Source organism: Brevundimonas sp. NPDC007368 (assembly GCF_042869015.1).
Lineage (GTDB): Bacteria > Pseudomonadota > Alphaproteobacteria > Caulobacterales > Caulobacteraceae > Brevundimonas.
This window is the reverse complement of record NZ_JBIAFA010000005.1, coordinates 15,862-40,193: the sequence shown is the minus strand read 5'-3', so window position 1 is coordinate 40,193 and position 24,332 is coordinate 15,862. Positions and strand designations below refer to the sequence as shown.

Here is a 24,332-nt window from a genome sequence, read left to right as displayed (position 1 = left end):
GGATGCTCTTAGGGACGGGTGTCGAGAACGAGGTCGCCGGCGCGGATGACGTCGCCGTCGGCGCTTTCGATGATCTCGACGTCGCCGGCGCGGATGCGGCTTGTCGGAGCGACGGACGCGCCCGCCTTGGCGGCGAGAGGCGAGCGATAGGCGGTGAAGGCCTTGTGATCGCGCACGGCGTCGAAGGCCGGCTCCGCCAACACCTCGGCGGGGTTGGGCAGGCCGGCGGCGACTGCGCGCGTTAGGGCGGCGGCGGCGGCTTCAGCATCGCCCAGGCGCGCCTGGGCGCGAGCGGCGGCGGCGTGCAGGCGGTGATCGCCTGGGAAGTGGCTTTGGGCCTCGGCCGCCAGACGAGCGGCTTCGCCGTAGTTCATGCGGGCCAAGCTGTCGTTGACGGCGCCGAGCCGGGCGTCGGCGCTGGCCTCAGCCGCTTCAGCGGCGGGCGGCGTCTCGGGCTTGTTGCAGGCCGCAAGGCCGGAAGACGCCAGCGCCGCTAAACAAAGGAGCGCCGGAAGAGAGGGACGAAACGCCATGGACTGCTCAAGATCCTTTTGAAATTGGGCCGATCTTAGCGCGACCGCGACGGAAGCTTCGCTTTAAGGTCTTAGCTTGGCGTTATCGTGAAGAGCAATGTTCTTTAAAACTTGTCCACGCTTTCAGAGCGCGTAAGCGGCGACGCGCAAGGGGCCTGGCGAGGCAGGGACGGTTCTTCGGCGGGGCGTCTTTTAAGCAGGCGCGCGGTCCTTGTTGACGCGGGCGATGAAGGTCCAGTCCTTCCAGACGGCCACCTCGCGCGCCACAGGGCAGGCTTTCAACGCGGCGACGGCATAGGCGACGGCGACTTCATCAGAGGGCAGCGTCGCGGGGTGAAACAGATGCGCGTTGGGCGACAAGGGCAGCGCATAGAAGGTGTAGCCGTTCATCCCCGTCCCTCCCTAAAAATGGGGCGGCTCGGACGCGGGCCTGACAAGGGGGGCGCGAGGCGCTGTGACCGAACCGCCCGGCAAGACCTCGGGCCGTGCCGGAGGATTTAGCCACGCCAGGCGGCGCGGTGCGAGCCCTAAAAATCGACGTTCCTTAGAGTTCGCCCTCCGTCGGGCTCCGGCGTTTCGTCCGGGGACGTTTGGCGGGCGGAGCCGCTGGAGGACGTCCGCGCGCCAGCGAGGCGGCGGCGTCGACCGTGGTCGACACCACATGGCCGGCCAGGGTCTCGGACGCGGGGCTGCCCAAGACGCCGCGGGTGACGGCGAAGGCGGCGCCGACGGCGGCGCCCAGGCCGGGGCCGACGAAGGGGATCGGCACGGCGATAACGGCGCCGAGGGCCGCGCCGGCGGCGGCGTCCTTGGTCATCTCATGGCGTAGAATGGTCTGGCCCATCGCCCCGGCTTCCGCGCCGAGCGCAGCGGCGGCTTTGCCGGCGGCGTGGCGCGCCAGACGGAAGTCCTCTTGGTCGACCTGGCCGTCGCCGTTCAGATCGCCGACCAAGACGGCCGCTTGGCGCACGGTTTCAGCGGCGCGGCCGGAGAGGGCCGCCGCGCCGTCCGCCGTCGTACGTGCGCCTTTGGCCGCCGCGTGGGCGGCGGCGCCGACCTGGGCGACCGCCTGGGTCGATAGGGCGGCGGAGGCTGCGCCGGCCTTGGCGGCGGCGGAGGCCGCCAGATCGCCGCCGGCGCGCGCGGCGGCCGAGGCGGCGTTTGAGGCGACGGCGGCGGCGCGGCGCAAGGCGTCGCGGGTTGAGGGCGTCGTCGCTTCCGTCTCGGCGACGACGATGTCGGTCTGGGCTTGGGTCGGCTTGCGCATGGTCCCCCTCGGAATGGCGACGCTAGGATGACCTGTCGATCAGTCGGCGTCCACGCCGGATCGTGAGCGGGGCGCGTCGCGGAGATCGTCACAGAATATCTAAGACGCGCCCAGTTCATCTCCAGGCGGTTTTCAAGAGATGGCGACCCTTGCGTTGGCCGGGGCATCTTGAATAACATTTGCGAGTAATTCGTAAGCCGATCCGAGAAGGTACTAGTTGACCTACATTAACGCTTTCGTTGTGCTGGACCGGTCAGAGAAAGAGTATCCGGTTAACTGTCTGCGCGCCGACATCCAGGTGGGTGATCGGGTTATTATTACGGGCCCTGACAATCGAGCCAAGATCGGGCGCGTAGAGAGGCTGGAATTTCACAACTGGAACTGTCGATGGACCATACGCTGTCTCGCATCCGAAGCAGACAATCAGGGCGGCAGAGTTTCAATCGACATAAACGTGCCCATCAAAAGGGGGCCAGTCGCGGTCTACGATGTGCCCCGCCATCTTGCCGCAACCGGTTGGAGACGGCGAAGCGTAGCCAGTCGCCAGTTCAAAGTGGGATATTCACTCTCCAACACATCACACGTTTGCCACGTCTTGGTTCGGACAAACGGATTCGATGTCGCTTTCTCCGAGGGGGGAACGAGTCGGGAGGAGCTGGACAAGCCTTTGTCCATCTCGGACGGATCGTTGCATGTTCGTCATTCGCTTAATGAGTCAGGCATAAACTTGATCGCGCACATGATCGAATTCGCCGATGCGTTTAGATCCGACACAGCGGACATCGAGAAGTTTCTTGTTCGCATCGGATCGTCGTCGAAGAAGAAGCCGGAGGTCGAGAAAGGAGACACCTCTATGGGCGACATTTACGATGCCCTTACGGGGGGGGGCGGGGGGGCCGCTTACCTCGGAGATGGCGGTTGGCTAACGGCGGGCGGCTGGTTCAACGACTAAGGGTTCGGGGCTGAATCTGAGTGCTGGAATGGATTGTTATCGGCGCGGTAGGCCTCGCACTCGGCGAAGGTTTGCTCAAAGGCTCTAAGGGAAAGAAGCCCAAGTTTTCGCCGCCCGCACCACCGCCTGGGCCAACGGCGCAGGAGCTTGAAGCTCAGCGCCAGCGGCAACGCGAGTCATGGGACGGTCTGTTTGCGACCCAGTTCGGCCAAGCGGGATGGATCCCTGCGAGCGCTGCGCGGCGGTTCTTAAGCAAACATCCGGTACCTCAGCAGGGCTTTGCCCCATCGCGCTTTGTGGAGAGCCTGCGCGCCCAGAGGGACGGGCTGCCCGATCCGCATCGGTCGACCGTAAAGTTCGACCTGCACAACCAAGCGATCCTCGAACGACGCAAGGTCGAGTTAAAATCCTTCTTTGACACGGTGGAGAAGAGTCCGCTCACCGACGAACAAATCGCCGCGTGCGTATGCATGGACGACAACCTCCTGGTCGTCGCCGCGGCGGGCTCGGGCAAGACGTCGACGATGGTCGCCAAGACCGGTTATGTACTGCAACAGGGCCTCGCCAGGCCGGATCAAATACTTCTCTTGGCCTTCAATCGCGATGCGGCGGACGAATTGGGCCAGCGCATCCGCGAGCGGCTGAAGACCTTCCCCCACATCGACGGGGTCACCGCCAAGACCTTCGCCGCCTTTGGCCTAGCGGTCATCGGTGAGGCGACCGGCAAAAGGCCTAAGCTGGCGCCCTGGGTGTCAGAAGATCGTCGTCATGGCGAGGATGTCGCCGCCGTTGCGGACATCGCGCGTGCGCTGTCCGCACGCGATCCACAATTCAAACAGGATTGGGATCTGTTTCGAACCGTCTACGGACGCGATGTCGGTGGCCTCGGCGAGCGGGCCGATCCTGAAGCCTTTGATGGCGCGCGCCGGGGGTTTCGCACGGTCGACGGCAAGGTCGTCAAAAGCAAAGAAGAACGGCTCATCGCCGACTGGCTCTTCTACAACGGCGTCAACTACGCTTACGAGCGCCCCTACGAGCACGACACCGCCGACGAGCAGCACGGGCAGTACCACCCGGACTTCTACTATCCAGACGTGGATCTCTATCACGAGCATTTCGCGCTGGATGCAGACGGCGCTGCTCCCCCGCATTTCGCAGGCGATTACGTCGCGGGCGTGCATTGGAAGCGGGCGCTGCATGCCCAAAGAGGCACGGCGCTGTTTGAAACGACCTCGGCTGAGATCCGATCGAATGACGCATTGCGAAACCTCGAGGCGGCGCTGACCGAGCGTGGCGTCACGCTCGACTTCCGAGCGGATCGCAAGGCGGCGGGGCCGCCGCCAATGACCGACAAGCAGCTGGCGTCCACGCTGCGGGTGTTCCTGCAGCATGTGAAGAGCAACGGTCTGTCCCAACACCAGCTCGAACAGGCCGCCGAGGCGCAGGGCGTCATGGGCCATGACCATCGACTGCGCCTGTTCCTGAAACTCTACGCGCGCGTCGCGCAGGCTTGGGAAGACCGTCTGCGCGATGGCGGCTATATCGACTTTGAAGACATGCTTCGGCTGGCCGCTGATCATATCGAGGCCAGCCGCTATGCCAGTCCTTTCACCGTCATTCTCGCTGATGAATTTCAGGATAGTTCGCGAGCGCGCGTCCGCCTTCTTCAGGTTCTGAGGCGCCAGTCGGAGGATGTGCACCTGACGGTGGTGGGCGACGACTGGCAAGGGATCAACCGCTTCGCGGGCGCGGATCTGCGCGTCATGTCAGAGTTCGGGTCCTTCTTCAGCCACGCCACAAGTCTGCAACTGGCGACGACCTTCCGATGCCCGCAAGCGCTGTGCGACATCTCCAGCGAATTTGTTCAAGCCAATCCCAAGCAGCTCAAGAAGACGGTTCGCTCGGTCAGCGCTTTCGACAACCGTCCCCTCCAAGGCTTCGGCTTCGTCAACCCGGCCCACGTCGACGATCATATCGAACAGCAGCTTAGCCATATGGCTGTGCTCTTGGCGCAAGAGAAGATCCCGGCCGGGAAGGGCGGGCGGCTCGCTGTCTTGTTTCTAGGGCGATACAAAAATGATCGTCCCAAGCGACTGTCGCATTGGCGTCAGACGTTCGCCGACCACCTGGATATCGACTTCAAAACCGTGCACGCCTCGAAAGGGCTGGAGGCTGAGTACGTTTACGTCTTGAACCTGATCGAAGATCGGCGCGGCTTCCCCAGCCAGATCGAGGACGATCCCGTGCTGCAGCTGGCGATGCCGAGCGCGGAGACGTTTGCGGCGGCGGAGGAACGCCGCCTTTTCTATGTGGCGCTGACGCGCGCCAGCCGACAAGTCCGCCTCTATACGTCTCTGAGCAAGCCATCGCGATTTGTCACCGAACTCGTGTCGAGAGGACAGCTTGTCGTCGAACCGGTCGACGGCGAGGCGCTAGAAACCTGCCCGAAATGTCAGATCGGCGTCGTCAGGCGCGTGACCTCCGGCTATGCGCCGTTCCACGCTTGCACCACCTATCCGCGCTGCAATTTCAAACGTCCGATCGAACAGGCCGATCAGACGCCCGGAGTCCGGCTCGCCACGCCCGTGGCGCTTGAGAGCGCCTGCCCGACGTGTGGGACGGGCCGGATGCGTCTCGTCCACGGAAAGCACGGCGCGTTTGCCGGGTGTTCAGCGTTTCCGATCTGCCGAACTAGCGGGCCAGCGGCCTAGGCCCGCGGACGTTTAATGCGGTTGTGGCCAGACGACCGTGGTCCGTGCCTCATGGAACGCCTCGCGCGGAGATAGGCCGCGCTTCAGAAGGCCGGCTAGAGGTTGGATAAGCTCGCGATCGACGGCGTCAGGATCCGTTAGGCTCTCCACGGGCAAGCCGAACAGCCAGTCACGTCGCAGGAGCGGCGCGTCCACTGGCCCAGATCCTTCCCATACAATGAGGCGTCCATCGGACTCGGGATCAGGGCGCAATTGCTCTTGCGCATCATCATCGACGAAGCGGCCGTCGATGTCGAACTCCAGCTGCGCCAGGTCCCAGCCGTCTCTTGCGGCATAGGCGACCACAAGCAGCGGGGTTTGTGCAAAGGGCCAAAGCGAAGGTTGGTTCAATTCGCCGCGATGCAGATCGAGATACAGCACCAAATCCGAAGACATTCTTTGCCGCGGAACGATCCCCCACAAGGTGTAAAAATAGGCAAGGCGCCGAGAGCTGTAGTCATCAGTGTGCCTCTCGGATCGTGGGCTCTCGGCATTTACGCCGAACGGACGAAGCGCTTCGGGGATGGCAATCGCGAGATGGTCGAGCTCGCGCCAGACGGCCTCGAGATAGCCGGCGGCGGCGAACAGAGGCGAGGTCGTCATTCGAGTATTCTTCTAAAAATTGGCCGAGTCAGCCATGCGGGGCGAACCGGCGGCGGCGTGGGCAAACCGGAGAAGGCGGTTTGGTCAGCCTTTTTGAGAAAGGTGCGGACGAGTCCGGCCCAGCGCGAAACAGCGCTCGGCAAGGCAGAGCGCTCTGAGGCTAAAAGGCGCCCGGCGACATCGGTCCATGTAGCCGTAGAGGCGCCAGCTACCGTGGTGGGGAGCCGGTGTTTTGAGATCACGAACAGCACGAGGTCGGCTCGGGGGTGGAGCCGTCGTACCGCCTCGCGCTCACGCCGTAGTTCGGCGGCTAAGGCATCCTTGGGCATGCGCCAATCCCATTTCATCTCGCCGATGAAGACGAGATCCGGTCCGTCGGCGAACTCGAACTTGGCCAGCAGATCGGGCTCGCATCGACTATGGCCGTCATCGTTCCAGGCCTTGGCTGTCAGGCCGCTCGGCCAAAGCTGAAGGTCGTGCCGAAGAAGGCGCCGGCCGCTCAATTCAACCCGATCATGAAGGGTGACGGTGCACAGTGCTTCGAGCGCGTCGGCGGCGCTCATGAAGTCGAGCGGCGAGAAGACCATGGAGGTGACGGCGTCCTCGGTCTTTTCAAGCCCGTGCTCGGCCCGGCTGCGAACGAGAAGGCGACGGACGTTCTTTTGATTGAAGGCATGGATCATGGTCGAGCGACTGCAGCCAAGCGAACGACAATGAATCCAACCTCATCGCCGACATTCGAAAAGTGAGCCGCCACCTTTTGTGGCGGCTCTGATGATTAGTCGGGGAACTGTTTCTGATCGCTTCCGTATTGGGTCGGCAGATAGGGGCCGGCGGGTAGCCCTTGTCCCAGGGTGTGGGTGGCCAGCAGATTGGCTTGCTGGGTGAGGGGGATGTAGTTGGGCTTGGCCTTCTCAATCGCCGAGATGATGGCCTGGGCGAGCAGGTCCGCCAGAGGGTTGCCAGAGCTGGAAGCTTGGGGGCTGTACGTCATGGCCTGGGTGCTCGACCACAGGGTCTGGCCTGTTCGGCAGCTCTTCAAGATGTAATCGAATTCCACATTGGTGGAGGTCGAGATGACGATGTACTGCGACTCCCACTTCTTGATTTCGACGAACATCACCGTGTCGCAACCGAACAGCGGCGCGAACCGCGAGGCATCAGCTTGGTGCACCAGGCCGGCGTCAGACAGGCCTTCGTCGTCGAGCACCCGCTTCACCATGTGCGCCGGGAAGACGTAGTAGCCGCGCTCAGCGACGGGGCGGGAGATGGTCGACACGAAATAGTCTGCCGCATCGACATTGACTGTCGAGTTCAACGCCGGGACGACGAGGACGCTGCGCGGGTTCTCGGCGCGGAAGGCGGCGTAGGGTTTCGGAGATGGCACCGTCACACAGGCTGCTGTGGCTAGTGGCGCCGCGAGGGCGGCGGCGAGGATCAGCTGGGATCGCATGCGCATTAGTTCTGGCCTCCGGCGACCGCCTTCGACGGCTCAATCTGGTTGATCACCCGGTCCATGAAGCGGGCGGACTCGGGAAACAGGGCGCGCTCCAGCTGGAAGTGTTGAAGCGCTGCGGCGCGCTCCCCCTCTTCGAGGTAGAGGTAGCCGAGTTCCGCATGCAGACCCGGCGCGACCGCGTTGCGCTTCTGACCCCGGTCAATGGCCTGTTCAAGGGAGGTCTTGTAGACGCTGCGGCTCTCGGGGTTCTGCGTGTAGGCGTACAGCGCTTGTTCGTAAGCGCCCCATTCAAACCGTGTGGCAGGCGCGCAGGCTGCCACGGTTAGGACCGCGCCGGCCGCGGCGACGATGAGAAACTTACGGATCATGGAATGCGGACCTCGATGCGGGCGCCGGCCGATGCGTAGACGGCTTGTTTGTGCAGCTGTCGCTCGCCAAGTGCGAGAACGATGTCATGACGTCCTGAGGGCAGAGCGACGCCATTGGGATGTTGGCCCACTGCGCCGAGGTCTCGACCGTCGATCAGGATACGAGCCTCTTGCGGTGCATTGGGGAAGATGACGGCGGCCGCCGCAGCTCCTTGTACGATTTCGCGCTCGGCGTAATTCTGCACGCACCCCGTCACGGGTATCGCGCACAGAAGGGCGGCAGCGAAAAGCTTCGAGTTCATTATCGGTTCTCCATCACGCGCAGCCCGTGGGTGTCGGCAGGAAGATGTCCCTCGATCACCCGGGCGGTGGATCCTTCGGTCTCAGGCGTGGCGCCAAAGAAACCGGTTAGTTCGATTTCAGCGATGCGGGATCCGGGCAGGGTGATCGGCAGGCCAGACTGGCCGCTGACGACCACTTCGCCGGGCGTTTCGACCCTAAAACGATCGCCGACGCGCAAGCCTTGGCTTTGGCCGCCGCTGACGAAGACCGTGTCGCCGGACACGCGCAGGATGTCCGTGAACCAGGCGCGTTGCTGCAGTTGGTTGATGACGCTGGTCATCGTGTCTGCGATCGCTGCGGCGATGGCGCGGTCGTTCAAGGTGGAATCATAGCCCGCGCGCGTGCCGAAGCCCGCGACTTCGCCGGTTTCGGTGGTCGCTTCGCCGGCGCCAGAGGCGGTGAAGAAGACTTGGCCCGTCCGCACATCGACGAGGCGGATTTCGACCGTGGCGTTAACGGCCTGACGACGTTGCGAGTTGAGGAAGCCCTGCTTGCCTTCGTTACGTCGTCCCAGCTGGGTGATCGAGCCAAGCAACAGGGCGTCGACGCCGACCAATTTGGCCGCATCCGACGAGGACATCGCCCGTTCGGCGTTCAGGGCCTCTAGGTCGCCGCGCTCAAAGACGAAGAAGTGACCGGATCCGACAAGAGTGTTGGTCAGCATGTCGCTGGCCTGTGTGGCGATGGGGTCGGGCTGGCCCGGGTTAAGAAGAAGGCGTCCGTAGGGCGTGCTGTTGGTGAAACGTCCGACGGCCACCCGTCGCTTCAAACTCGGACGTTGCTCTGTCGCCGCGGTGGCTGTTGCGGATTGGGCGGTTGCCGCCGGCGGGAGCGCCAGCGTGGCGCATAGAGCTATGGCCGCACAAGCGACGGAAACTCTTTGATAGTTTAGCATTGAAATGCCCCTGATAGATGAAATGTGCCTTGCCATGTCGCGCACCGTTAAGCTAGCCCCGATCGGCAGGCGCCTGGGGCGGGCGATGTTGGTTGCGGGTTCGACCTAGGGCAGGTGGCGTTACGACGCGCTAGTTCCGCCAGGGCAAGGGTGCGCACCGTGTCAGACATGTCTGCCTGCGCCGTCAGCCATTGGAGATAGTCGATTGGCGTCTCCGACCAGGCCTTGCCGCGATGTTTGCCGAACGGCACTTGCATGGGGTCGGGTTCATCCCTGTTCCACGCCATCAAGCGCTCGACAGAGGCCGATTTTAGAAGGTCGATGAGAAGGTGGGCGGTGACCCAAGCGTCCGGTCCAGCGCGATGAGCGGGCATGGCTAGGTCGGGTGCGAGATCGAGATTTCGCCAATATCGAAGGACTTGGTTCGCATATCCGGGCGCGTCAGGCCACGCGCATCGCGCGGCTTTGACGGTGCAAAGCCAAGGACGGGCGCCCGAGACGTCGGCTGGAATATGGCGGGCTTCGAAGGCGGCGTTGTGGGCCACAAGGATGTCCGCCGCAGGTCCTTTATCCAGGAAGGCGGCTAACGCTGCATGGGTGCACAACGGAGCGTCGGCGAGTTCGGCCGGCGTGAGATGGTGGATCGCCATTGCGTGAAAGGAGATCGCGCCAACGGGCTTGTAGCGTTGGATGCGCGGCGGCTCCGCGGTCCAGCCGCCGAGGCGTGCAACGACGTCGACGGCGGCGATTTCGATAATCTCGGAGGGAGAGCCGCCGCTGGTTTCGATATCAATGACCCTGAACCGCATGCGGCGCCTCCCTCTTGCTACCGGGTCACGTATGGCCGAGCTTTCCGTCAGAATCGGTCGTGATAGGGGGCGATATGTCGGATTTGGAAACGGAGATCGTGGCGCGATGTCGGGCCTTGGGGTTGGGGCGCTGCGGTCTCGGATCTATCCGCAACTTCATCACCTGCGCCTTCTATCATGCCAGTCTTCCAGGGACCTTGCCGGCGGATCGCCACGTTGCCTTCAACAGCGCCATTCGCTTTGCGACCAATCGGATCGCCTGCCAAGGGCGGGACGGCGCCAGCATCTGGGGCAGCCGCGTGCTGAGCCAGCGTGCCCGTGATTTGCGAGAGGCCCTGCTGACAGACGATCAGCCAACGAGCAAGAAGGTGCAGGCATGGACGCGGGCCGTAACCTTCGAGCATCAAGACCCTGTATGGGAGGTCCAGGACTGGATCGACAAGAACGAGGGCCTCGGCGTCGATGACGTAATCAGACGACTGCTCATCCATCCCGCCGTCGTCATCCTACGCGACGAAGAGAAGGCGATCCCTGGAAAGTTTCGGAGTCGGGGCCGTCCGGATGAGCGCTACGGGGCGGCGGACATTGCTGTGGTGACCGTGGAGGAGGGCACAGGTGCGCTGTTCAGAGCGCGATTATGGCCCGACCGCCCCGAGCGAAGGAGCAAGTACCATTGGGCGTTCGAACCCTTTGATGACCTGTGACCGCCTCTGATCGAGCGAGTTCACTTATTTGTTGAACGGTGTTCACCTGATGGCAAGTGTTGCCGGTTGAGGTGAGCCTGAGTCTGGGGGGGGGCGAAGGTGTCGGGGCAGGGTAAGCTTACTGGGATTAGGCGAGCATCGATTAGCGAGCTTCGCCAGATCTACGAACAGCAAGACGGGGACGTGGGCGTCCTGGAGGGCTTGAGCGCCGAGCTTAAGACGCGTTCCTGCGACGCTGGATTTGACCTGCTGGCGGAAGTCGCACGTGCGCTGGTGGCTGCACGGAAAGTTCAGCCGATTGAAACCCAGCATCCAGCCTTGGCGGTTTTAGGCGCCCGCCAGCTCCCGCGGGCTGACGGCCGTCCCCTCTATCGTTATCGCGTGACCATCAGCGAGTGGGAGCGACTTCGCCGTCATCTCCTGCAAATGACGCGTGTAAAGGCGATCGAACACGCCGACGATCGCGACGCTGCAGCCTTCGCTCTATACGCGGCTGAATGGTATCGCCGCGAATTTGAAGGCGGCGCCTATCGCTGGGAAGCTTTGCTTGAGAGCATCGGCGGGGTCGCGCCCGAGATTACGGCGCGGCTCGCTCGCCGAGGATTGAAGTGGTGGGGACGCAGCACCCATCGCACGGATCATGGCGAACAGCGATTGATGTCCTTGGCGTTGGAGGGCGGCTTTCCCACGCGGTTGCTGGACTCGAGAGAGCAGGGTTGGCTCTCGGGCGCTCTTCGACGTCTAATAGCCCGCGCTGCCGTCCTCGGCGATCAAGGCTTAGAGGCGACGGTTGAATTGGCGGTTGCAGAACCCGCCATTCCACAGACCTTTCGCAAGCCTGAATTCTTCACCTTGCTTGCGGAGTTAGCCCTGGCGATCGTCGACCTGCGGGCGAGCGCTTCGCATGAGGCGACGACCGCAGGTGTTTCGACCTCGGCTTGGTTAGATGCGCGACGAGAAGGCTGGAAGGACGAACTGCCCATCGCCTTGGAGGGCGAAGGCGCCAGTAAGCTGATTGATGAGCTCGTCAGTCAAAGTTTGGACCGGCTGGGCGGCAGCGGGGCCCGATGCTGGCGTATGTTGGTGCGCCGCGACGGTGTTTGGACGCCGGCTCTGAAACTCGCCTTCGACGGCGAAATCCGCGTGCCAGCTGCCGTGCGCGCGATGTCGTCGAGATTGCGTCTCTACGCGATCGGTGATCTGGGGGACCGGCTGGCGGGGGAGTTGGCGCTGCTCGACCCTCCTGGAGAAGACGGCGCCTGGGTCGCGCGACCGCGCCCTGCCGCACCGCGTCGTCCTCTGCGCAACTACGCTTTTTCATCGCCGGTGGAAGTTGAGCTACGCTCGGACGGGCAGCGCGTTGCGGCCTTTAACTGGTCCACTGCGGGTCAGCCGCTTCACGGCGAAGTCTTAGCCTTTATCGACGATCAGGATCTTGAAGCGGGTTCGGCCGAAACACTCTCCTTGTTAGGCGGCGGATCCCAACGGGCGCGAAATCGCGCCATCTATGTTTGGGCGCCGGCGGACCATGAGGCGAAAACTCTAGAGGGAATGGCGCTCCCCTGCCTATGGGAGGATCAAGCGCATCGCCTGTTTTGCTTGTGCGAGCCTGCCTATGTGAGCGGGCCGGACGATGATCTGGCTTTTTTCTACGAGCCGAATACGGCCGCGGGAAAAGCCGAGTCTCTCGATTTCGCAGGCGAACCATACCGGGGCGTGGCCTGTGTTGCGGGCCGCCCGGTTTTTCGCGGGGCGCCCGCCGTCTCGTTGCTTTCCGGTGTAGCTAAGAACGCGTTCGGATTCGGACAGGTGATGTGGCGCTATGAAGGCGAGCAGCCCTGGCGCGACCTTAAGCGTGAGCGGCTTGGCTTTGGGCGGATCGAAGTGGTTTGGCGCGCCAGCGAAACCCGAACGGCGCGGGACCGTCGGCGTCTGATCGTTCTCCCGCCGGATCTGCAGGTGCGCGGTCGCGCCGGCGCCCAGGGCGCTGCGGAGTTTTGGCTGGAAGGCGCAGAGGGCTGGAGGCTCGAGCTTGAAGGGTCCCACGCCTACGGCGTGGAGCGCCTCGAACGCGGCGTGCGGGTGAAGTGGTCGATTGATCGCCAAAACGCGATTGATCTGCAGTTGATCTCGCCTGAGGGGCGGTCGGCCAAAGTGACAACGCGCTTTCCGTTGGGCGACGGCGCTCTCGTGGGCGCAAACGGGTCGGTGTTGGGCGGCGACGCGGTTCTGACCCTTAAACAACTCCGTGGCGCGCGGGCGTTCGCGCGCGGAAAAGGCAAACTTGCGATCGAAACCACCGATCGTGATAATCGAACCGTCTACCATCAGGTCTTTGACGACGAGTGCTCGCTCTGGTCGCTAAGAGACAGGATCGCGGCGTTGATGGAGGCGTCCGGCGATCTCGACGCCGAGGTGCGCGTCGCTTTTGAGCCGAACGGGCCCGCTCTCCGTGTCAGGCGATATGAGCATGCCCTGGAGGTCGCTCGCGGGACTGTACGTCTGAGAAAGCCGACGGAAGGCGACGGACGTCCGCTGTCTTTCGAATGGCGATCACTGATCGACCTGTCTGAAAATGGTCGACGGTTGGTGGCGTCGACGAGCGTCGCCGATGCGATGGCGATGCGGCCGTTCAGTTTGCCGGAAGACTTGATCGGACCGGGGTTGGTCTATTTGCGCCAAGGGGAAGCGATTGTCAGCCGTCCCCATTTCGTCCACGGCGCCCCGATCGACGGCCAGGACCTCAACCGCCTGCAAACCGCGGTCGTGCAAGATCGATCGTCGTTCAAGCCGGCGCTCGACGCCGCGTTCGCCACCATAGAAGGCGGGGGCGCCGCGGCGGATGTCGAACTACAATGGCTGCATCAACTGGCGAAGCTCGCCGCGACCCTGCCAGCCACGACCTTTGATGTGCTCAAACACCTTGGCCGTCGCTCACGCATTTTGGCGCACTTGATCGCCTCCAGCCCCAACGAGGAGGCTTTGGAACGTGTTTGGGCGTTAGAGCCGGAACTCCCGTTCCTTTGGGTGTTGGTGTCGTTGGATGACTGGCGGCACGCCTTTGCTGAGCAATATCAACGTACTTGGCGGGCGCTCCGGGGATTGGGTTGGGAAGAGGCCAAGGCGCATGCCACCGCAGCGGCCCAGATCAACACTTTGCTCGACAAGCTTCTCTTGCTTGATGACGATCTGCGCGCGCCGATGGCTGCGGCCGGCTTGCGCGTCCGCGGCGAGCGGCCCCTGCGCTCGCCGAGGGAGGTCGGCCAGGATCGTATTCGCCGAATGGCCGGCTCTGAACAGGGGCCTCGCCGAAGCTCCTGCTTCATGGCCGACCCTGATCTGCGCGCTGAACTTCTGAGCTTGGCGGATTGGTTCCAGAGCTTCCATGAAGACCAATGGGAGGGCGTTCAGGCTCCCCTGGTGGCCGCCCTTCGGGCCGCCGGCAAGGTGACGTTGCTGCCGCTTCACCGGCTGCGCATCCGCGAAGCCATGCTCGAAGACCCCGAGCACTTTTCTGAAGCCTATGAGGCTTGCCTTCTTCACCTGTCTCACCCGTCTCCTGCCGAGGTCGCCCGATGATAGAGTCCAGCATCTTCCAAACCCTGGATGCGTTGCGCCACCGCACGACGGAAGCGGTGATCGGCCAATCGGGGCTCAATCATGTCGGCTTGGCTGCTGAGATGCGGCGGCGGTTCGCTTCAACGGATCCCCTGCAGGGCGGCGTAATGCAGCATGCGGTGCTCGAAGCCGCGCCTGGCTACGTTGAAGCTGAGGAAACGATGGCTGAGCTTGCCGGCGCCTTGCTTCACCCCGAAACCGTCGAGGCGCTGGATGGCCATGACGACGATCGCCCGGACCGCTACCGTTTTCGTGCCGAATGGCGTCCCTATGCGCATCAAATCGCAGCCTGGCGGAAGCTGAGCGACCCGAGCCGTCCTCAATCGGTTCTCGTCACCAGCGGCACGGGCTCGGGCAAGACCGAATGCTTCCTCGTGCCGATCATTGACGAACTGGTGCGACAATCGGACGGATCAGGCCTGGAAGGCGTTCAGGCGGTGATCCTCTACCCGCTCAACGCCTTGATCGCGAGCCAGGAAGAGCGACTGCGAGATTGGACCGCGCCGTTCAAGGGACGGCTGCGATTCTGCCTCTACAATGGCCTGTTGCCAGACGAACTCCCTTCTCATCTCAAGCAAGGGCGGCCTGAAGCCGTTCGCGATCGCGCGACGTTGCGGGCAAGTCCGCCGCCGATCCTGGTGACGAACGTCACCATGCTGGAATACATGCTGCTGCGGAAGGAGGACGCCCCGATCCTCGCCCAATCCCAAGGCAAGTTGCGCTATATCGTGCTGGACGAAGCGCATAGCTATGTCGGGGCGCAGGCGGCGGAGATCGCGTTGCTGCTTCGCCGCGTATGCCTCGGCTTCGGCGTGTCGCCATCGGACGTTCGCTTCATAGCCACGTCGGCGACTATCGGCGGGCCAGATTCCCAGGCCCAGCTGCAGAGGTTCTTAGCCGACGTTGCGGGCGTTCCACTCGATCAGGTGACGGTGATCGAAGGTCAGCCGAAATGGCCGACGTTGCCTGCCCTCTCAGAAGGCTCTCTTAGCGACGCCCTTCGCGCTCCAACCAGCGCCGAGGCCTATCAAACATTGGCTAGCCATCCCGCAACGCGTCCCTTGCTGAACCAGTTGCGTGAGGGGCCCGTCGCTTGGTCTTCCGTGGAGCGCATCGCCGCCGCTGCGGGCGCTGCGCCCGAAGCTTTGGCCATGGGTCTCGCTTCCGCACGGCGCGACGGCGAGGGATTGTCCCCTTTGCGCGTTCATGCCTTCCACCGGGCGATACCGGGTTTATGGACTTGCCTGAACAGCGCATGCCGTCGACCTATTCCGGCTGACTGGCCGTTCGGCTCCGTCTCAACTGAAGACGTGGAGCATTGCGTTTGCGGCTCACCGACATTCGACGTGATGCTCTGCAACGCCTGCGGAGAACCTTTCGTCGATGTCGCGGAGCGCGGCGACGGCGCTCTGGCGCGCGTTAAGCGCGCGGTCGTGGCCGACGAATACGCGCTTGAAGCGGATAGCGCAGATTCCGCACATGACGACCGTGAATCCGATGACGCAGAGATGGCCGGGACAGCGCCTCACGGCTCTGATCTTCATCATCGCTTGCTCGCTCGACCGCTCGCGCAAGCGAGGCCGCTCCATGTGGATGTCGCAAACTCGAAGGTGTTCGACAGCGCAGGCGATGACCGCCGCACTTTCTATCGCGTCGACGCCGACGATTCTCGGTCCTGCTGCGCCTGTCATGCCTCACGCGACAACGGGCCCGACCTGATCCGGCCATTCCGGTTTGGCGCGCCCTTCATTCTGCAGAACGCCACGCCCGTTCTGCTCGACAGTGCGACGTCGGCGGCGAGTGCGGCCACGGCGAAGGCCGTGCCGATCGCAGGCCGACAACTATTGTCCTTCACCGATAGTCGACAAGGCACGGCCCGTTTTTCGGCCAAGCTCCAAGTCGGGTCAGAGCGCAACTTCGTGCGCTCGTTCGTGTATCACGCCATGCAGGACGCACTAAGCCAGCGTCCAGATACGACCGATTTGGACGCTGAGATCGCGAGCCTAAAGACTGCGGTCGCGAGCGTGCCCCACCTGCAGACGATGCTAGACAAGCGCGTCGCGGATCGAGACGCCGCCCTGAGCGGATCCGATGCCGGCTTGGGCTGGTCGGAGCTGGTGACGGCCCTGAGCAAGCGCACCGAAGTGCAACGTTGGCTAAGCGCGCTGTGGTCGCGCCGAGATCCTCGCTTTGAAAACCCTGAGAGCCTGGCTCATTTTCTGCTGTTGAGGGAGTTCTTCCGGCGGCCGCGGCGCGCCATCTCGATCGAGACGCTCGGGCTCGCCCGGTTGAGTTTTTCGGGGGTCGACGCCATTCCAGACGTGCGGACGCCGAGCAGTTTCACGACCTTCGGGGGCACGCCCGCTGATTGGCGCGATTACCTCAACATCATTCTGACCTACCTCGTGCGCGAAAATGCGGCGGTGAATGTTCCATGGAACGACCGCCATTGGATTCAGCCGAATATATTCTCCGCAGAGTACGTGAAAAGCGCCGACGACAAGGTCGAGACTTGGCACAAGCTCTGGCCCTCCATTCGCCAAGGTGATCGGGCGTTGGGCACCCTCAGCCGACCGGTAATTTTGCTCGCTCAGGGGCTCGGGGTGCCCCTGGAAGATGTTGAAGCCAGGGCGGCGGTTCAAGAGTGCCTCGACCAAGCTTGGCTGCAGCTCGCGAGCGTGATGACGACGGCGGGCGGGGCGGGGCGGCAGTTGGAGTTCACGCGAGCGCGGATCACGCCGGTGAGCGAGGCTTATATTTGCCCGATCACGCGACGTCTGCTGGATACGACCTTCAAGGGGCTGACCCCTTATGGAGCAGAATCGCGCAAAGCGCCGCCCCGCGCCGCGACCAAGGTCACCTTGCCGGCGCATCCTTATCCCTTCCTCGGCGGAGGCGAAGGCGCCGATCGTGAAACGGCGCGGGCGCTGGTCTCGGATTGGCTCGGCGCCGACCCGGTGATCCAAGATCTGCGCTCCGCTGGCGTCTGGTCCGACGTCTCAGACCGGGTCGCGCTCTTTGCTGACTATTTCCGATCCGCCGAACATTCGGCGCAGCAAGCGCCCCATCGACTGCGAAGCTACGAGGCCGAGTTCAAGCGCGGCGAAATCAATGTCCTCAATTGTTCGACGACGATGGAAATGGGCGTCGATATCGGCTCCGTCAGTCACGTGATGATGACGAACGTGCCGCCCTCGCTCGCATCCTACCGCCAGCGGATCGGTCGAGCTGGTCGGCGCAAGCAGGCCGTGTCGTTGGGCTTCACCTTCTGCAAAGACCGACCGCTCGATCGCGCTGCGTTTTCCGATCCCGTCGGTTTCCTTCAACGCCGAGTGGCCGCGCCGCGTGTTGCGCTTGATAGCGCAGTGATTGTCCAACGACATGTCAATGCGCTGCTATTTTCCGCCTTTATCAAGGCGCAAGCCGGCAATGCGCTCAAAATGCAGGCGGGGCCCTTCTTCGGCTGCAGCGCGGCGGCAGGCGCGTCGGAGGATCCCAACTGTCCCGCGCTCCTATTGGCCGACTTCGCCGAACAGCCGTCCACCCGAGAGGCCTATCGCGCTTCCGTTGAGCGTTTAGTGCGCGGGTCCGTGCTCGAGCATGATGAGGAAGCGTTCGGCCGCGCTGCAGCGGATCTTCGCCGTATTCGGGAAGCCTTCCGTGAGGAATGGGCTGCGCTTCAGGCCGTGCGCGTTCAAGGCGGGTCGGACGATACAGCGATGAACCGTGGATTGACGATCCAGCTCAAACGGATGTGCGAAGACTATCTGCTGAGCGTTTTGAGCGGACGCGGCTTCCTGCCGAGCCATGGTTTCCCGACGGGCGTCGTCGCCTTTGTGTGCCGAAGCGACCATCCCAAGGATGACGGGGCCGAACGCTCCCGCTTTGGCGCCTATCCTCAGCGCCAACTCGATGTAGCGATACGAGAGTATGCGCCGGGCTCGGAAGTCGTCGTCGACGGGTTGGTGCATCGTTCTGCAGGTGTGACGCTCAACTGGCGCCGGCCGGCGTCGCCGGATGGCGTGAGAGAGATCCAGAACCTTTTGTGGCGCTGGCGTTGCGGCGCCTGCGGAGAATCTGGAACCACGCGCAGCCGGGACAGGAGCGAGTGCCCTGCCTGTCTCTCAGAGTCGCTGAAATGGGCCGAGTATCTCGAGCCGGCCGGCTTTGCTGCTGATCTTCTCAGTGAACCTCACGCCGATCCTGACGTCGTGACGCATGTGTCGGCTGAACCGTCCGCTGTGACGATCCGCGACGTCGAATGGACCGCGCTTATCGACCCGGCCATGGGACGTCTGCGGTCCAGTCGCCATGGCCGGGTCTTCTTCTGCAATGCGGGTCCAGATCGGCAAGGCTATAAGCTCTGCCTTCATTGCGGACGTGCCGAACCGAGCACAGCCAGCAAGACGGACGGCGTCGCGCAGGAGCATGACGACGGTCTCGTGTGGCGCCACCGCCCCCTCCTGGCGAAGGCCGACGCCGCCGGCGATTGCCCGGGGTCGCTCCATCCGTTCAGCGTTAAGCCATCGCTTCGGCTCGGCTATGAAATATCGACGGATGTTTTTGAACTCCAAGTCGCAGGCGTCGCCGAGGAGGGGGCCGCATTGGCGTTGGCTATCGCCCTACGGGAGACGTTGGCGCGCCGTCTTGGCGTGGAGCCCGATGAAATGGGGTTCGCTGTCGAGCCGCGCGTCGGAGCCTTCGGCCGTCGGTTCAGCCTTTTCTTGTTCGACAAATCGTCCGGCGGGGCCGGGTTCTCGGTCCAAGCCCCCGATCGACTCCCCGAGCTTCTCGCGGACGCCGCCGCGCTTTTGGCCTGCACCGTGCCGGGATGCGTGAACGGGTGTCCGGCTTGCGTCCTCGTCGGCGATCTCAGCGACGCGGAAGCGCACGCTCTCGATCGGCAGGGCGCGCTGGAAGTGGTGCGGCTACTGGCTGAGCATACCGCCCCGCGTGACGCCGATCGCGCTTCGGCGCAATCGCGTCTCGTTGGAAATGTCTTTGACGCGCTCGATCGAGCCGTAGCGGGCGGCGCCCATACCGTACGGCTGAGAGTCGAAGGTCCGCTGGATCTGGGAGAGCTCGCCTCATGGAGCGCCGCCGGGTCGTCGCGACGCTGGGCGGAGTTGAAGCGGAATATCATCTTGTCGATCAGCCGATCGGAGTTCAGCCTGCTCGACGGCGCTGCGCGCTTGGCGCTGCGAGATCGCTTACACATGTGGGGCGCGCGGCTTGAAGAGGGCGATGGAGCGCGTCTTCCCAATGGCGCCGCCGTGCTGGCGGAAGCGGAAGGCGCTGACGGCGTGGTGGTCATCGCCACCCGCGACGCTACAGCGTTTGTCGGCGGGGCGGACTGGGGGGCAGTCGTAGAGGCTCCGCTGGTGTCCTTTACGGCCTCTCAGTCGCTGATCGCCGGCGACGGCGTCAGTCTCGATCGCCTTCAACCGGCTTCTGGCGCGGCCGTCAAAACGATGCGTGACGACTTGGACGGCGATCTGGCGCGCTTTGGGAAAAAAGCTGCTGCTGTGCTGCGTCAATTGTTGGTCGATGTCGGCGCGCCGACCGAACAGTCCATCGTCACGCTGAACTACAACGATCGTTATCTGAACTCCCCGCTCGTCGTTCGTCTCGCGCTCGAAACCTTCAAAGAGTTGGCGCAGCCCCGTCCCGGCGAACCCTTGGACGTGAGGCTTCATCTGAGGCCGCTCGAGGCGTCGGACCGACCGGCGCGATGGCTTTGGAACGACTGGAAGCGCGCCGATGACCGTCTGGATGTGATTAGCCTTTATGGTCGCCGCATGGGGTTGTCGGTCACGAGTCGCGAAGGTGCGACTCGCCACGGACGCGTCTTGGAGCTGATCTTTGCGAACGGCATTCAGGCGACGATCCTGTTCGACCAGGGCTTCGGGGCTTGGGAGGGCGAGGGGGCAAGCCCGCCGTTCGACTTCCATGCAGTTCCCATGCAGCAGGCCAATGCCTTGGCTTCCGCTCATGTGAAGCTCAAGGGAAGGTTGGGGGGGACCTACGTCGTGGCGCATTTGGGACGGGTTTGAGCTTGCACTTGTTTGGCTTTGCCCATCGGGATCTAGTCGTCGCTGGCTTGAAACTCAGCAATCCATGGGGAGCCTGATCTGCGAGGAACCGGCCAAGCCGCGGTCTTGCCGACTTTAGCAAGGGATGATCAGTCTGTAGCGCAAGGCGGACCTGAATGAGCTGCTGCGAGAGAGAGCGCGTCGGCGATGGCGCCCCATTTCGCAAAGAAGCTGGTCGATCAAGGCGGTGCTGCCTAGGGTCGCGCCTGAGCTCGCCTAGGATGATCTCCGCGTGAAAGACGGCGGCGCGGCTCAACAGGCAGTTGAAGGCGGGGCGATGATGGTCTTGCTCAAGCGTCTGACGAGCGCCTAGCGCGCTTTTGGGGGCTTTCACCTCGCCCGTGACCCCACACAGCCGCTTTCTCGCCTTCGCTCTCGGCCCAGATCGTCGATATGACGTTTTTGCAGGACGCCTATGACCACGATCACCCGCGCCGCCCTTTACGCCCAGGTCTGGGCTCAGCCGATGACGGCCTTGGCGCCGACCTATGGCTTGAGCGCCGCCACCCTGAAAACGCTCTGCGACCGCTATGACGTGCCCACGCCGCGGGGCGGCTATTGGCAGAAGAAGAGCGCGGGACGGGCCGGCGCGCCGCGCGCCTTGCCGACCGCGCCCTGGCCGGCGGATCAGGTGATCGACCTGGCCGCGCCGCCGCCCAAGCCGCCGCGGCCGATCGCCAAAGCGGTTCGTCCGCGCCCGTCCGCCGCCGAAGCCTTGACCGCGCCGCGGCCGAAGCCGACGGCGCAGCCGTCGTGGACGCCCTCGACCCACGAGCCCCCGGCGGTGCGGGCGTTGCGCAAAGCGCTCGAGCGGGCCAAGCCCACGCCCATGGGGTTTCTTGCGGTCAGCGGTCGTGGGCTGATCCCGGCTGTGCTCAGCGAGGCGACCCGCGAGCGCGCCCTGGCCTGGCTCAGCCGTTTTCTGCAAGCGGCGACCGCGCGCGGCATGGTGCTCGCGGCGCGCGACTCTGGGCCCTGTCTCATCGTCGCCGGGCAAGAGATTCCGTTCCGGCTGGAGGAGAAGAGCGACAGGCATCCGCATGTCCCGACGCCGGCGGAGCTGCGACGCAAGGCCGAGCGCGCCCAGTGGTCCTGGGCGTCCTCGGCCGATCCTTGGCCGAAATATGATCATCGACCGTCGGGGCGTTTGTCGATCCAGCTCGAGGGCAACGCCTACTCGGGCCTCAGGCGCAGCTTCGCGGACGGCCAGACGCGCACGCTGGAGGCGCTGATCGAGGACGTCTTGGACGCCGCCGTCGCGCACGCCGACTATCGGTGCGAGCGTGAGCGTCAGGCCGAGATCGCGCGGCGTCAGGCGGAGATCGAACGGCGTCGCCGCGAGCGGCGAGAGGCCTTCAACGCACGCGAACAGCGACGCGACGCCTTCCTCGCCCTGATGAGTCAGGCCCTGGATCGCCGCGCCGCCCATCAGCGTCTGCTCGACCACATCGACGGTTGGGCCTCGTCCGGCCCGCCCGGTTTGAGGGCCTATGTCGAGCGTCGGCTGGCGGAAGAGGACGCCCGGCTGAGCGCGGATTTCGTGGCCTGGTCGGCGCGGTCGGCCCAGCTGGAGTTCGACGAGGCGCGGGCGCGGGCGGCGCCGCCGGTCCCGAGCTGGCGGCATCCGGCGGGGCTGGCTTTGCAGCTGTGGCGCGAAGAGCGCGATCGGGCGGTGGCGCTGACCCCGCTGGAGTGGCAGGAGGCGACGGGTCGCCTGCCGGCGCTGGACGGATCTGACGCGGCTGAGGACGCCGACGCGGGATAAGATCTGTTAGACGCACCCGGTTCGTCTCCCCCGGTCACCGCCCGTCCCACGTCCAATCCTCCAAAGGCGGCAGGCGCGCGAACGGGGCCGCGCCGTTCCGAAGCGGATCCATCGCCTCGGCCTGGTCCAAGGCCCAGGTCCGCCAGTCGGCGTAGTCCGCCGCGGTCGTCGCCGCCGAAGCGTCCGCCGCCGCGACATAGGCGCGGATCGCCTGGGCCTGCGCATGGCGTTCGGCTTGGGCGACGAGCCGGGCTTGCAGCGCCGTCTGCGCCTCGCCATAGGCCCGGCGCTTCTGTCGCGCTGTCTCCGCGATGGCGCGCCGTTCCGCCTCACGCGTCCGCCAACGCCGTCGTTCGGCCAGTTCAAGAAGACCCGCTTCTAGGGCGGCGACGATGGCCGGCAGTTGAGCCTCCAAAGGCGTTGTGAGCTCTTTGAATTCGGTCGGACGGGTGAGGGGATCGCGGATCTTCAGCACCAGATCGCCCGCGGGAACGGTCGCGCGCACCGTTCGACGCTCGGGTCGCCAGCGCACCTCCTCGGCGCTGGCGGCGCGAAATTGGACGTGGCTGCGCTCGTAAAGACTGAAGGTCAGGGTCTCGCCGTTGGCCGAGACGGTCAGCCCGCCCGGGCCGCTGGCGACCTGGCGCTGGCGGCGCCTTGAGCAGGGCGCTGGTGATCCGCAGGCGGCGCTGCGCCAGCGGGGAGCTCAGATCCGCCAGCCCCGCCACGCTCCAACCCTCGCGGCGAAAGCCGCGGCGTCCTCGGCGATCCAGCCGCGCACGATCGGATGGGCGCGGCGCAGGTCGTCCGGAACCGCGATCGCCTCAAAGGACGTCGCCTCGGGCGGCGGGACGGCTGGGCGTTTCTTCGGCGGCGCGATCACCACCGACTCGCCGCCGGGGCGCGGCGGCAGGGGCGGGCGCGGCGGGGTCGGTTTGCCGTGCTGCAGCTTGGCCCAATAGCCGCGCGGCGGGACCGGAACGCCGGCGACTCGGCAGGCCTTGGCCAGGCCGACGTCGGACACCCCCAACCTCAGCGCCACGGTGCGGATCGGTTCGGTCCAGACGCGGTCGTAAAGATCTCGGCGGGTGAAGACGTGGTGCGGCATGGCGGATACCGTTCGGTGAGACTCGGCGGCTAGCATGGGGCGTCAACGCCGCTCGGGGGAAGATCGATGGCCGTCACCACCACGCCGGGCTACGTCAACGGTCGGGGCCAGGTCGTCCTCGGCCCCACGGGGCGGCCCGGCACCGACCACGGGCAGAGCATCTATGTTTTGTCCTGCCAAACCTGCGCCCACGTCTACGGCGCCAACGGCTCCGACATCCATGCGCGACGCTGCCCAAACTGCGACGGCGGCGCGCCGGGGTTCGACGTCTCAGCCGAAGACATCCTGGAAGCCGACGCCCCGGCGCCGCGCGCCCGCAATCCGAACTGGACGCGCGACGAACTGATTTTGGCGTTGGATCTCTACTTCGATCACCCCGCCCCGGATCAAACGCATCCGGAGGTGAGAGCGCTTTCGGCGCTGTTGAACCACTATTGGGCGCAGGCCGGCGGCGCGACCTCCGCCACGCTGCGCAACCCGTCCGGCGTGTCGATGAAGCTGAGTAATTTTCAGCGGCTGGATCCGAAGTACCAAAGCCGAGGGAACAAGGGTTTGGCCAATGGGGCGCAGCGCGATGTCGAGATCTGGGACGAGTTCTCCGGCGATCGCGCCCGCCTCGGCGCCGTGGCCCAGGCCATCAAGGCGGCCCTCGCCCAATCCCCGGGTCTTGTGACGCAGGCGGACGATGAAGAGGCGGAGGCGGCCGAAGGCGCTGTGCTGACCCGCCTGCATCACTATCGCGAACGCGATCGGGGTCTGGTCAAGAAGCGCAAGGCGCTGGCGCTGAAGCGCCATGGGCGTTTGGCGTGCGAAGCCTGCGATTTCGAGTTCGGCGTCGCCTACGGATCGCGCGGCGACGCCTACATCGAGGCCCATCACACCCGGCCGCTGGAAACGCTCGACCCGAGCCAGCCGACCAAGGTCAGCGATCTGGCCCTCCTGTGCGCCAACTGCCATCGGATGGTGCACGCCAAGCGGCCGTGGCTGTCGCTGGCGGAATTGAAAGCGCTGATCGCGGATCGCGCCGATTATCCTAACCATTTCGGATAAAACCCGCTTAAACCCGA

19 protein-coding genes are annotated in these 24,332 nt (G+C 64.4%); 7 read left to right on the top strand and 12 right to left on the bottom strand.

The genetic code is table 11. The features are described 5' to 3' along the window. Window positions 1–8 precede the first annotated feature (8 nt). From ACFYLW_RS11605 to ACFYLW_RS11595, 3 genes are all read right to left on the bottom strand, one after another. Window positions 9–533: a hypothetical protein gene (locus ACFYLW_RS11605; RefSeq protein ID WP_390183035.1), complete on the bottom strand. Its 525-nt coding sequence runs from the start codon at window positions 531–533 to the stop codon at window positions 9–11. A 192-nt stretch (window positions 534–725) separates the two neighbouring features. Continuing rightward, window positions 726–923 (bottom strand): hypothetical protein, encoded by a 198-nt coding sequence (locus tag ACFYLW_RS11600; protein ID WP_390183034.1) that lies wholly within the window; start codon window positions 921–923, stop codon window positions 726–728. A gap of 154 nt (window positions 924–1,077) precedes the next feature. Beyond that, the gene (locus ACFYLW_RS11595) at window positions 1,078–1,800 is read right to left on the bottom strand and encodes a hypothetical protein (RefSeq protein WP_390183033.1); all 723 of its coding nucleotides are present in this window, start codon (window positions 1,798–1,800) and stop codon (window positions 1,078–1,080) included. Between the two features lie 739 nt (window positions 1,801–2,539). Between ACFYLW_RS11595 and ACFYLW_RS11590 the strand changes: the two genes are divergently transcribed. Continuing rightward, complete coding sequence (locus ACFYLW_RS11590; protein ID WP_390183032.1) at window positions 2,540–2,752, top strand: hypothetical protein; 213 nt, start codon at window positions 2,540–2,542, stop codon at window positions 2,750–2,752. Between the two features lie 20 nt (window positions 2,753–2,772). After that, on the top strand, window positions 2,773–5,463 hold the full coding sequence (locus ACFYLW_RS11585; protein WP_390183030.1) for a UvrD-helicase domain-containing protein: 2,691 nt from the start codon (window positions 2,773–2,775) through the stop codon (window positions 5,461–5,463). Window positions 5,464–5,475: 12 nt separating this feature from the next. On the opposite strand, the gene ACFYLW_RS11580 is transcribed toward ACFYLW_RS11585, so the two are convergent. The 7 genes from ACFYLW_RS11580 to ACFYLW_RS11550 form a co-directional block, all read right to left on the bottom strand. After that, complete coding sequence (locus tag ACFYLW_RS11580; RefSeq protein WP_390183029.1) at window positions 5,476–6,105, bottom strand: hypothetical protein; 630 nt, start codon at window positions 6,103–6,105, stop codon at window positions 5,476–5,478. Beyond that, entirely contained in the window at window positions 6,102–6,788 is a 687-nt protein-coding gene (locus ACFYLW_RS11575; protein ID WP_390183027.1) for a hypothetical protein, read from the bottom strand. The genes ACFYLW_RS11580 and ACFYLW_RS11575 overlap by 4 nt, the downstream gene beginning before the upstream one ends. A 95-nt stretch (window positions 6,789–6,883) precedes the next feature. Beyond that, window positions 6,884–7,558, bottom strand: coding sequence for a DUF799 domain-containing protein (locus tag ACFYLW_RS11570; RefSeq protein WP_390183025.1), 675 nt, complete (start codon window positions 7,556–7,558; stop codon window positions 6,884–6,886). 5 nt (window positions 7,559–7,563) lie between these two features. Beyond that, a complete protein-coding gene (locus ACFYLW_RS11565) occupies window positions 7,564–7,932 on the bottom strand; it encodes a DUF4810 domain-containing protein (protein ID WP_390183024.1) in 369 nt (122 codons plus the stop codon). Then, on the bottom strand, window positions 7,929–8,234 hold the full coding sequence (locus ACFYLW_RS11560) for a hypothetical protein (protein WP_181544088.1): 306 nt from the start codon (window positions 8,232–8,234) through the stop codon (window positions 7,929–7,931). The genes ACFYLW_RS11565 and ACFYLW_RS11560 overlap by 4 nt, the downstream gene beginning before the upstream one ends. After that, the gene (locus ACFYLW_RS11555; RefSeq protein ID WP_390183023.1) at window positions 8,234–9,205 is read right to left on the bottom strand and encodes a CsgG/HfaB family protein; all 972 of its coding nucleotides are present in this window, start codon (window positions 9,203–9,205) and stop codon (window positions 8,234–8,236) included. The genes ACFYLW_RS11560 and ACFYLW_RS11555 overlap by 1 nt, the downstream gene beginning before the upstream one ends. Window positions 9,206–9,216: 11 nt before the next feature. Further along, entirely contained in the window at window positions 9,217–9,978 is a 762-nt protein-coding gene (locus tag ACFYLW_RS11550) for an exonuclease domain-containing protein (protein ID WP_390183022.1), read from the bottom strand. A 74-nt stretch (window positions 9,979–10,052) separates the two neighbouring features. Between ACFYLW_RS11550 and ACFYLW_RS11545 the strand changes: the two genes are divergently transcribed. From ACFYLW_RS11545 to ACFYLW_RS11530, 4 genes are all read left to right on the top strand, one after another. Then, window positions 10,053–10,682: a hypothetical protein gene (locus ACFYLW_RS11545; RefSeq protein WP_390183021.1), complete on the top strand. Its 630-nt coding sequence runs from the start codon at window positions 10,053–10,055 to the stop codon at window positions 10,680–10,682. A 183-nt stretch (window positions 10,683–10,865) separates the two neighbouring features. Further along, window positions 10,866–14,261, top strand: a complete 3,396-nt coding sequence (locus ACFYLW_RS11540; RefSeq protein WP_390183020.1) for an STY4851/ECs_5259 family protein — start codon at window positions 10,866–10,868, stop codon at window positions 14,259–14,261. Next, entirely contained in the window at window positions 14,258–20,353 is a 6,096-nt protein-coding gene (locus tag ACFYLW_RS11535) for a DEAD/DEAH box helicase (protein WP_390183019.1), read from the top strand. Before ACFYLW_RS11540 ends, ACFYLW_RS11535 begins: the two co-directional genes overlap by 4 nt. Window positions 20,354–20,807: 454 nt before the next feature. Further along, a complete protein-coding gene (locus ACFYLW_RS11530; protein ID WP_390183018.1) occupies window positions 20,808–22,157 on the top strand; it encodes a hypothetical protein in 1,350 nt (449 codons plus the stop codon). 34 nt (window positions 22,158–22,191) lie between these two features. Here ACFYLW_RS11530 and ACFYLW_RS11525 read toward each other — a convergent pair whose 3' ends face one another. Then, on the bottom strand, window positions 22,192–22,632 hold the full coding sequence (locus ACFYLW_RS11525) for a hypothetical protein (protein ID WP_390183017.1): 441 nt from the start codon (window positions 22,630–22,632) through the stop codon (window positions 22,192–22,194). 231 nt (window positions 22,633–22,863) lie between these two features. After that, window positions 22,864–23,265: a hypothetical protein gene (locus ACFYLW_RS11520; RefSeq protein WP_390183016.1), complete on the bottom strand. Its 402-nt coding sequence runs from the start codon at window positions 23,263–23,265 to the stop codon at window positions 22,864–22,866. A 66-nt stretch (window positions 23,266–23,331) separates the two neighbouring features. Here ACFYLW_RS11520 and ACFYLW_RS11515 point away from each other — a divergent pair, with 66 nt between their 5' ends. After that, window positions 23,332–24,315, top strand: a complete 984-nt coding sequence (locus tag ACFYLW_RS11515; protein ID WP_390183015.1) for an HNH endonuclease — start codon at window positions 23,332–23,334, stop codon at window positions 24,313–24,315. The last annotated feature ends 17 nt before the right edge of the window (window positions 24,316–24,332 follow it).

Excerpts from the sequence above, each read along its gene's own strand:
- ACFYLW_RS11605 (WP_390183035.1), bottom strand. The coding sequence starts at position 533 with ATGGCGTTTCGTCCCTCTCTTCCGGCGCTCCTTTGTTTAGCGGCGCTG.
- ACFYLW_RS11600 (WP_390183034.1), bottom strand. The coding sequence starts at position 923 with ATGAACGGCTACACCTTCTATGCGCTGCCCTTGTCGCCCAACGCGCAT.
- ACFYLW_RS11595 (WP_390183033.1), bottom strand. The coding sequence starts at position 1,800 with ATGCGCAAGCCGACCCAAGCCCAGACCGACATCGTCGTCGCCGAGACG.
- ACFYLW_RS11590 (WP_390183032.1), top strand. The coding sequence starts at position 2,540 with ATGATCGAATTCGCCGATGCGTTTAGATCCGACACAGCGGACATCGAG.
- ACFYLW_RS11580 (WP_390183029.1), bottom strand. The coding sequence starts at position 6,105 with ATGACGACCTCGCCTCTGTTCGCCGCCGCCGGCTATCTCGAGGCCGTC.
- ACFYLW_RS11575 (WP_390183027.1), bottom strand. The coding sequence starts at position 6,788 with ATGATCCATGCCTTCAATCAAAAGAACGTCCGTCGCCTTCTCGTTCGC.
- ACFYLW_RS11570 (WP_390183025.1), bottom strand. The coding sequence starts at position 7,558 with ATGCGATCCCAGCTGATCCTCGCCGCCGCCCTCGCGGCGCCACTAGCC.
- ACFYLW_RS11565 (WP_390183024.1), bottom strand. The coding sequence starts at position 7,932 with ATGATCCGTAAGTTTCTCATCGTCGCCGCGGCCGGCGCGGTCCTAACC.
- ACFYLW_RS11560 (WP_181544088.1), bottom strand. The coding sequence starts at position 8,234 with ATGAACTCGAAGCTTTTCGCTGCCGCCCTTCTGTGCGCGATACCCGTG.
- ACFYLW_RS11555 (WP_390183023.1), bottom strand. The coding sequence starts at position 9,205 with ATGGCAAGGCACATTTCATCTATCAGGGGCATTTCAATGCTAAACTAT.
- ACFYLW_RS11550 (WP_390183022.1), bottom strand. The coding sequence starts at position 9,978 with ATGCGGTTCAGGGTCATTGATATCGAAACCAGCGGCGGCTCTCCCTCC.
- ACFYLW_RS11545 (WP_390183021.1), top strand. The coding sequence starts at position 10,053 with ATGTCGGATTTGGAAACGGAGATCGTGGCGCGATGTCGGGCCTTGGGG.
- ACFYLW_RS11535 (WP_390183019.1), top strand. The coding sequence starts at position 14,258 with ATGATAGAGTCCAGCATCTTCCAAACCCTGGATGCGTTGCGCCACCGC.
- ACFYLW_RS11530 (WP_390183018.1), top strand. The coding sequence starts at position 20,808 with ATGACCACGATCACCCGCGCCGCCCTTTACGCCCAGGTCTGGGCTCAG.
- ACFYLW_RS11520 (WP_390183016.1), bottom strand. The coding sequence starts at position 23,265 with ATGCCGCACCACGTCTTCACCCGCCGAGATCTTTACGACCGCGTCTGG.
- ACFYLW_RS11515 (WP_390183015.1), top strand. The coding sequence starts at position 23,332 with ATGGCCGTCACCACCACGCCGGGCTACGTCAACGGTCGGGGCCAGGTC.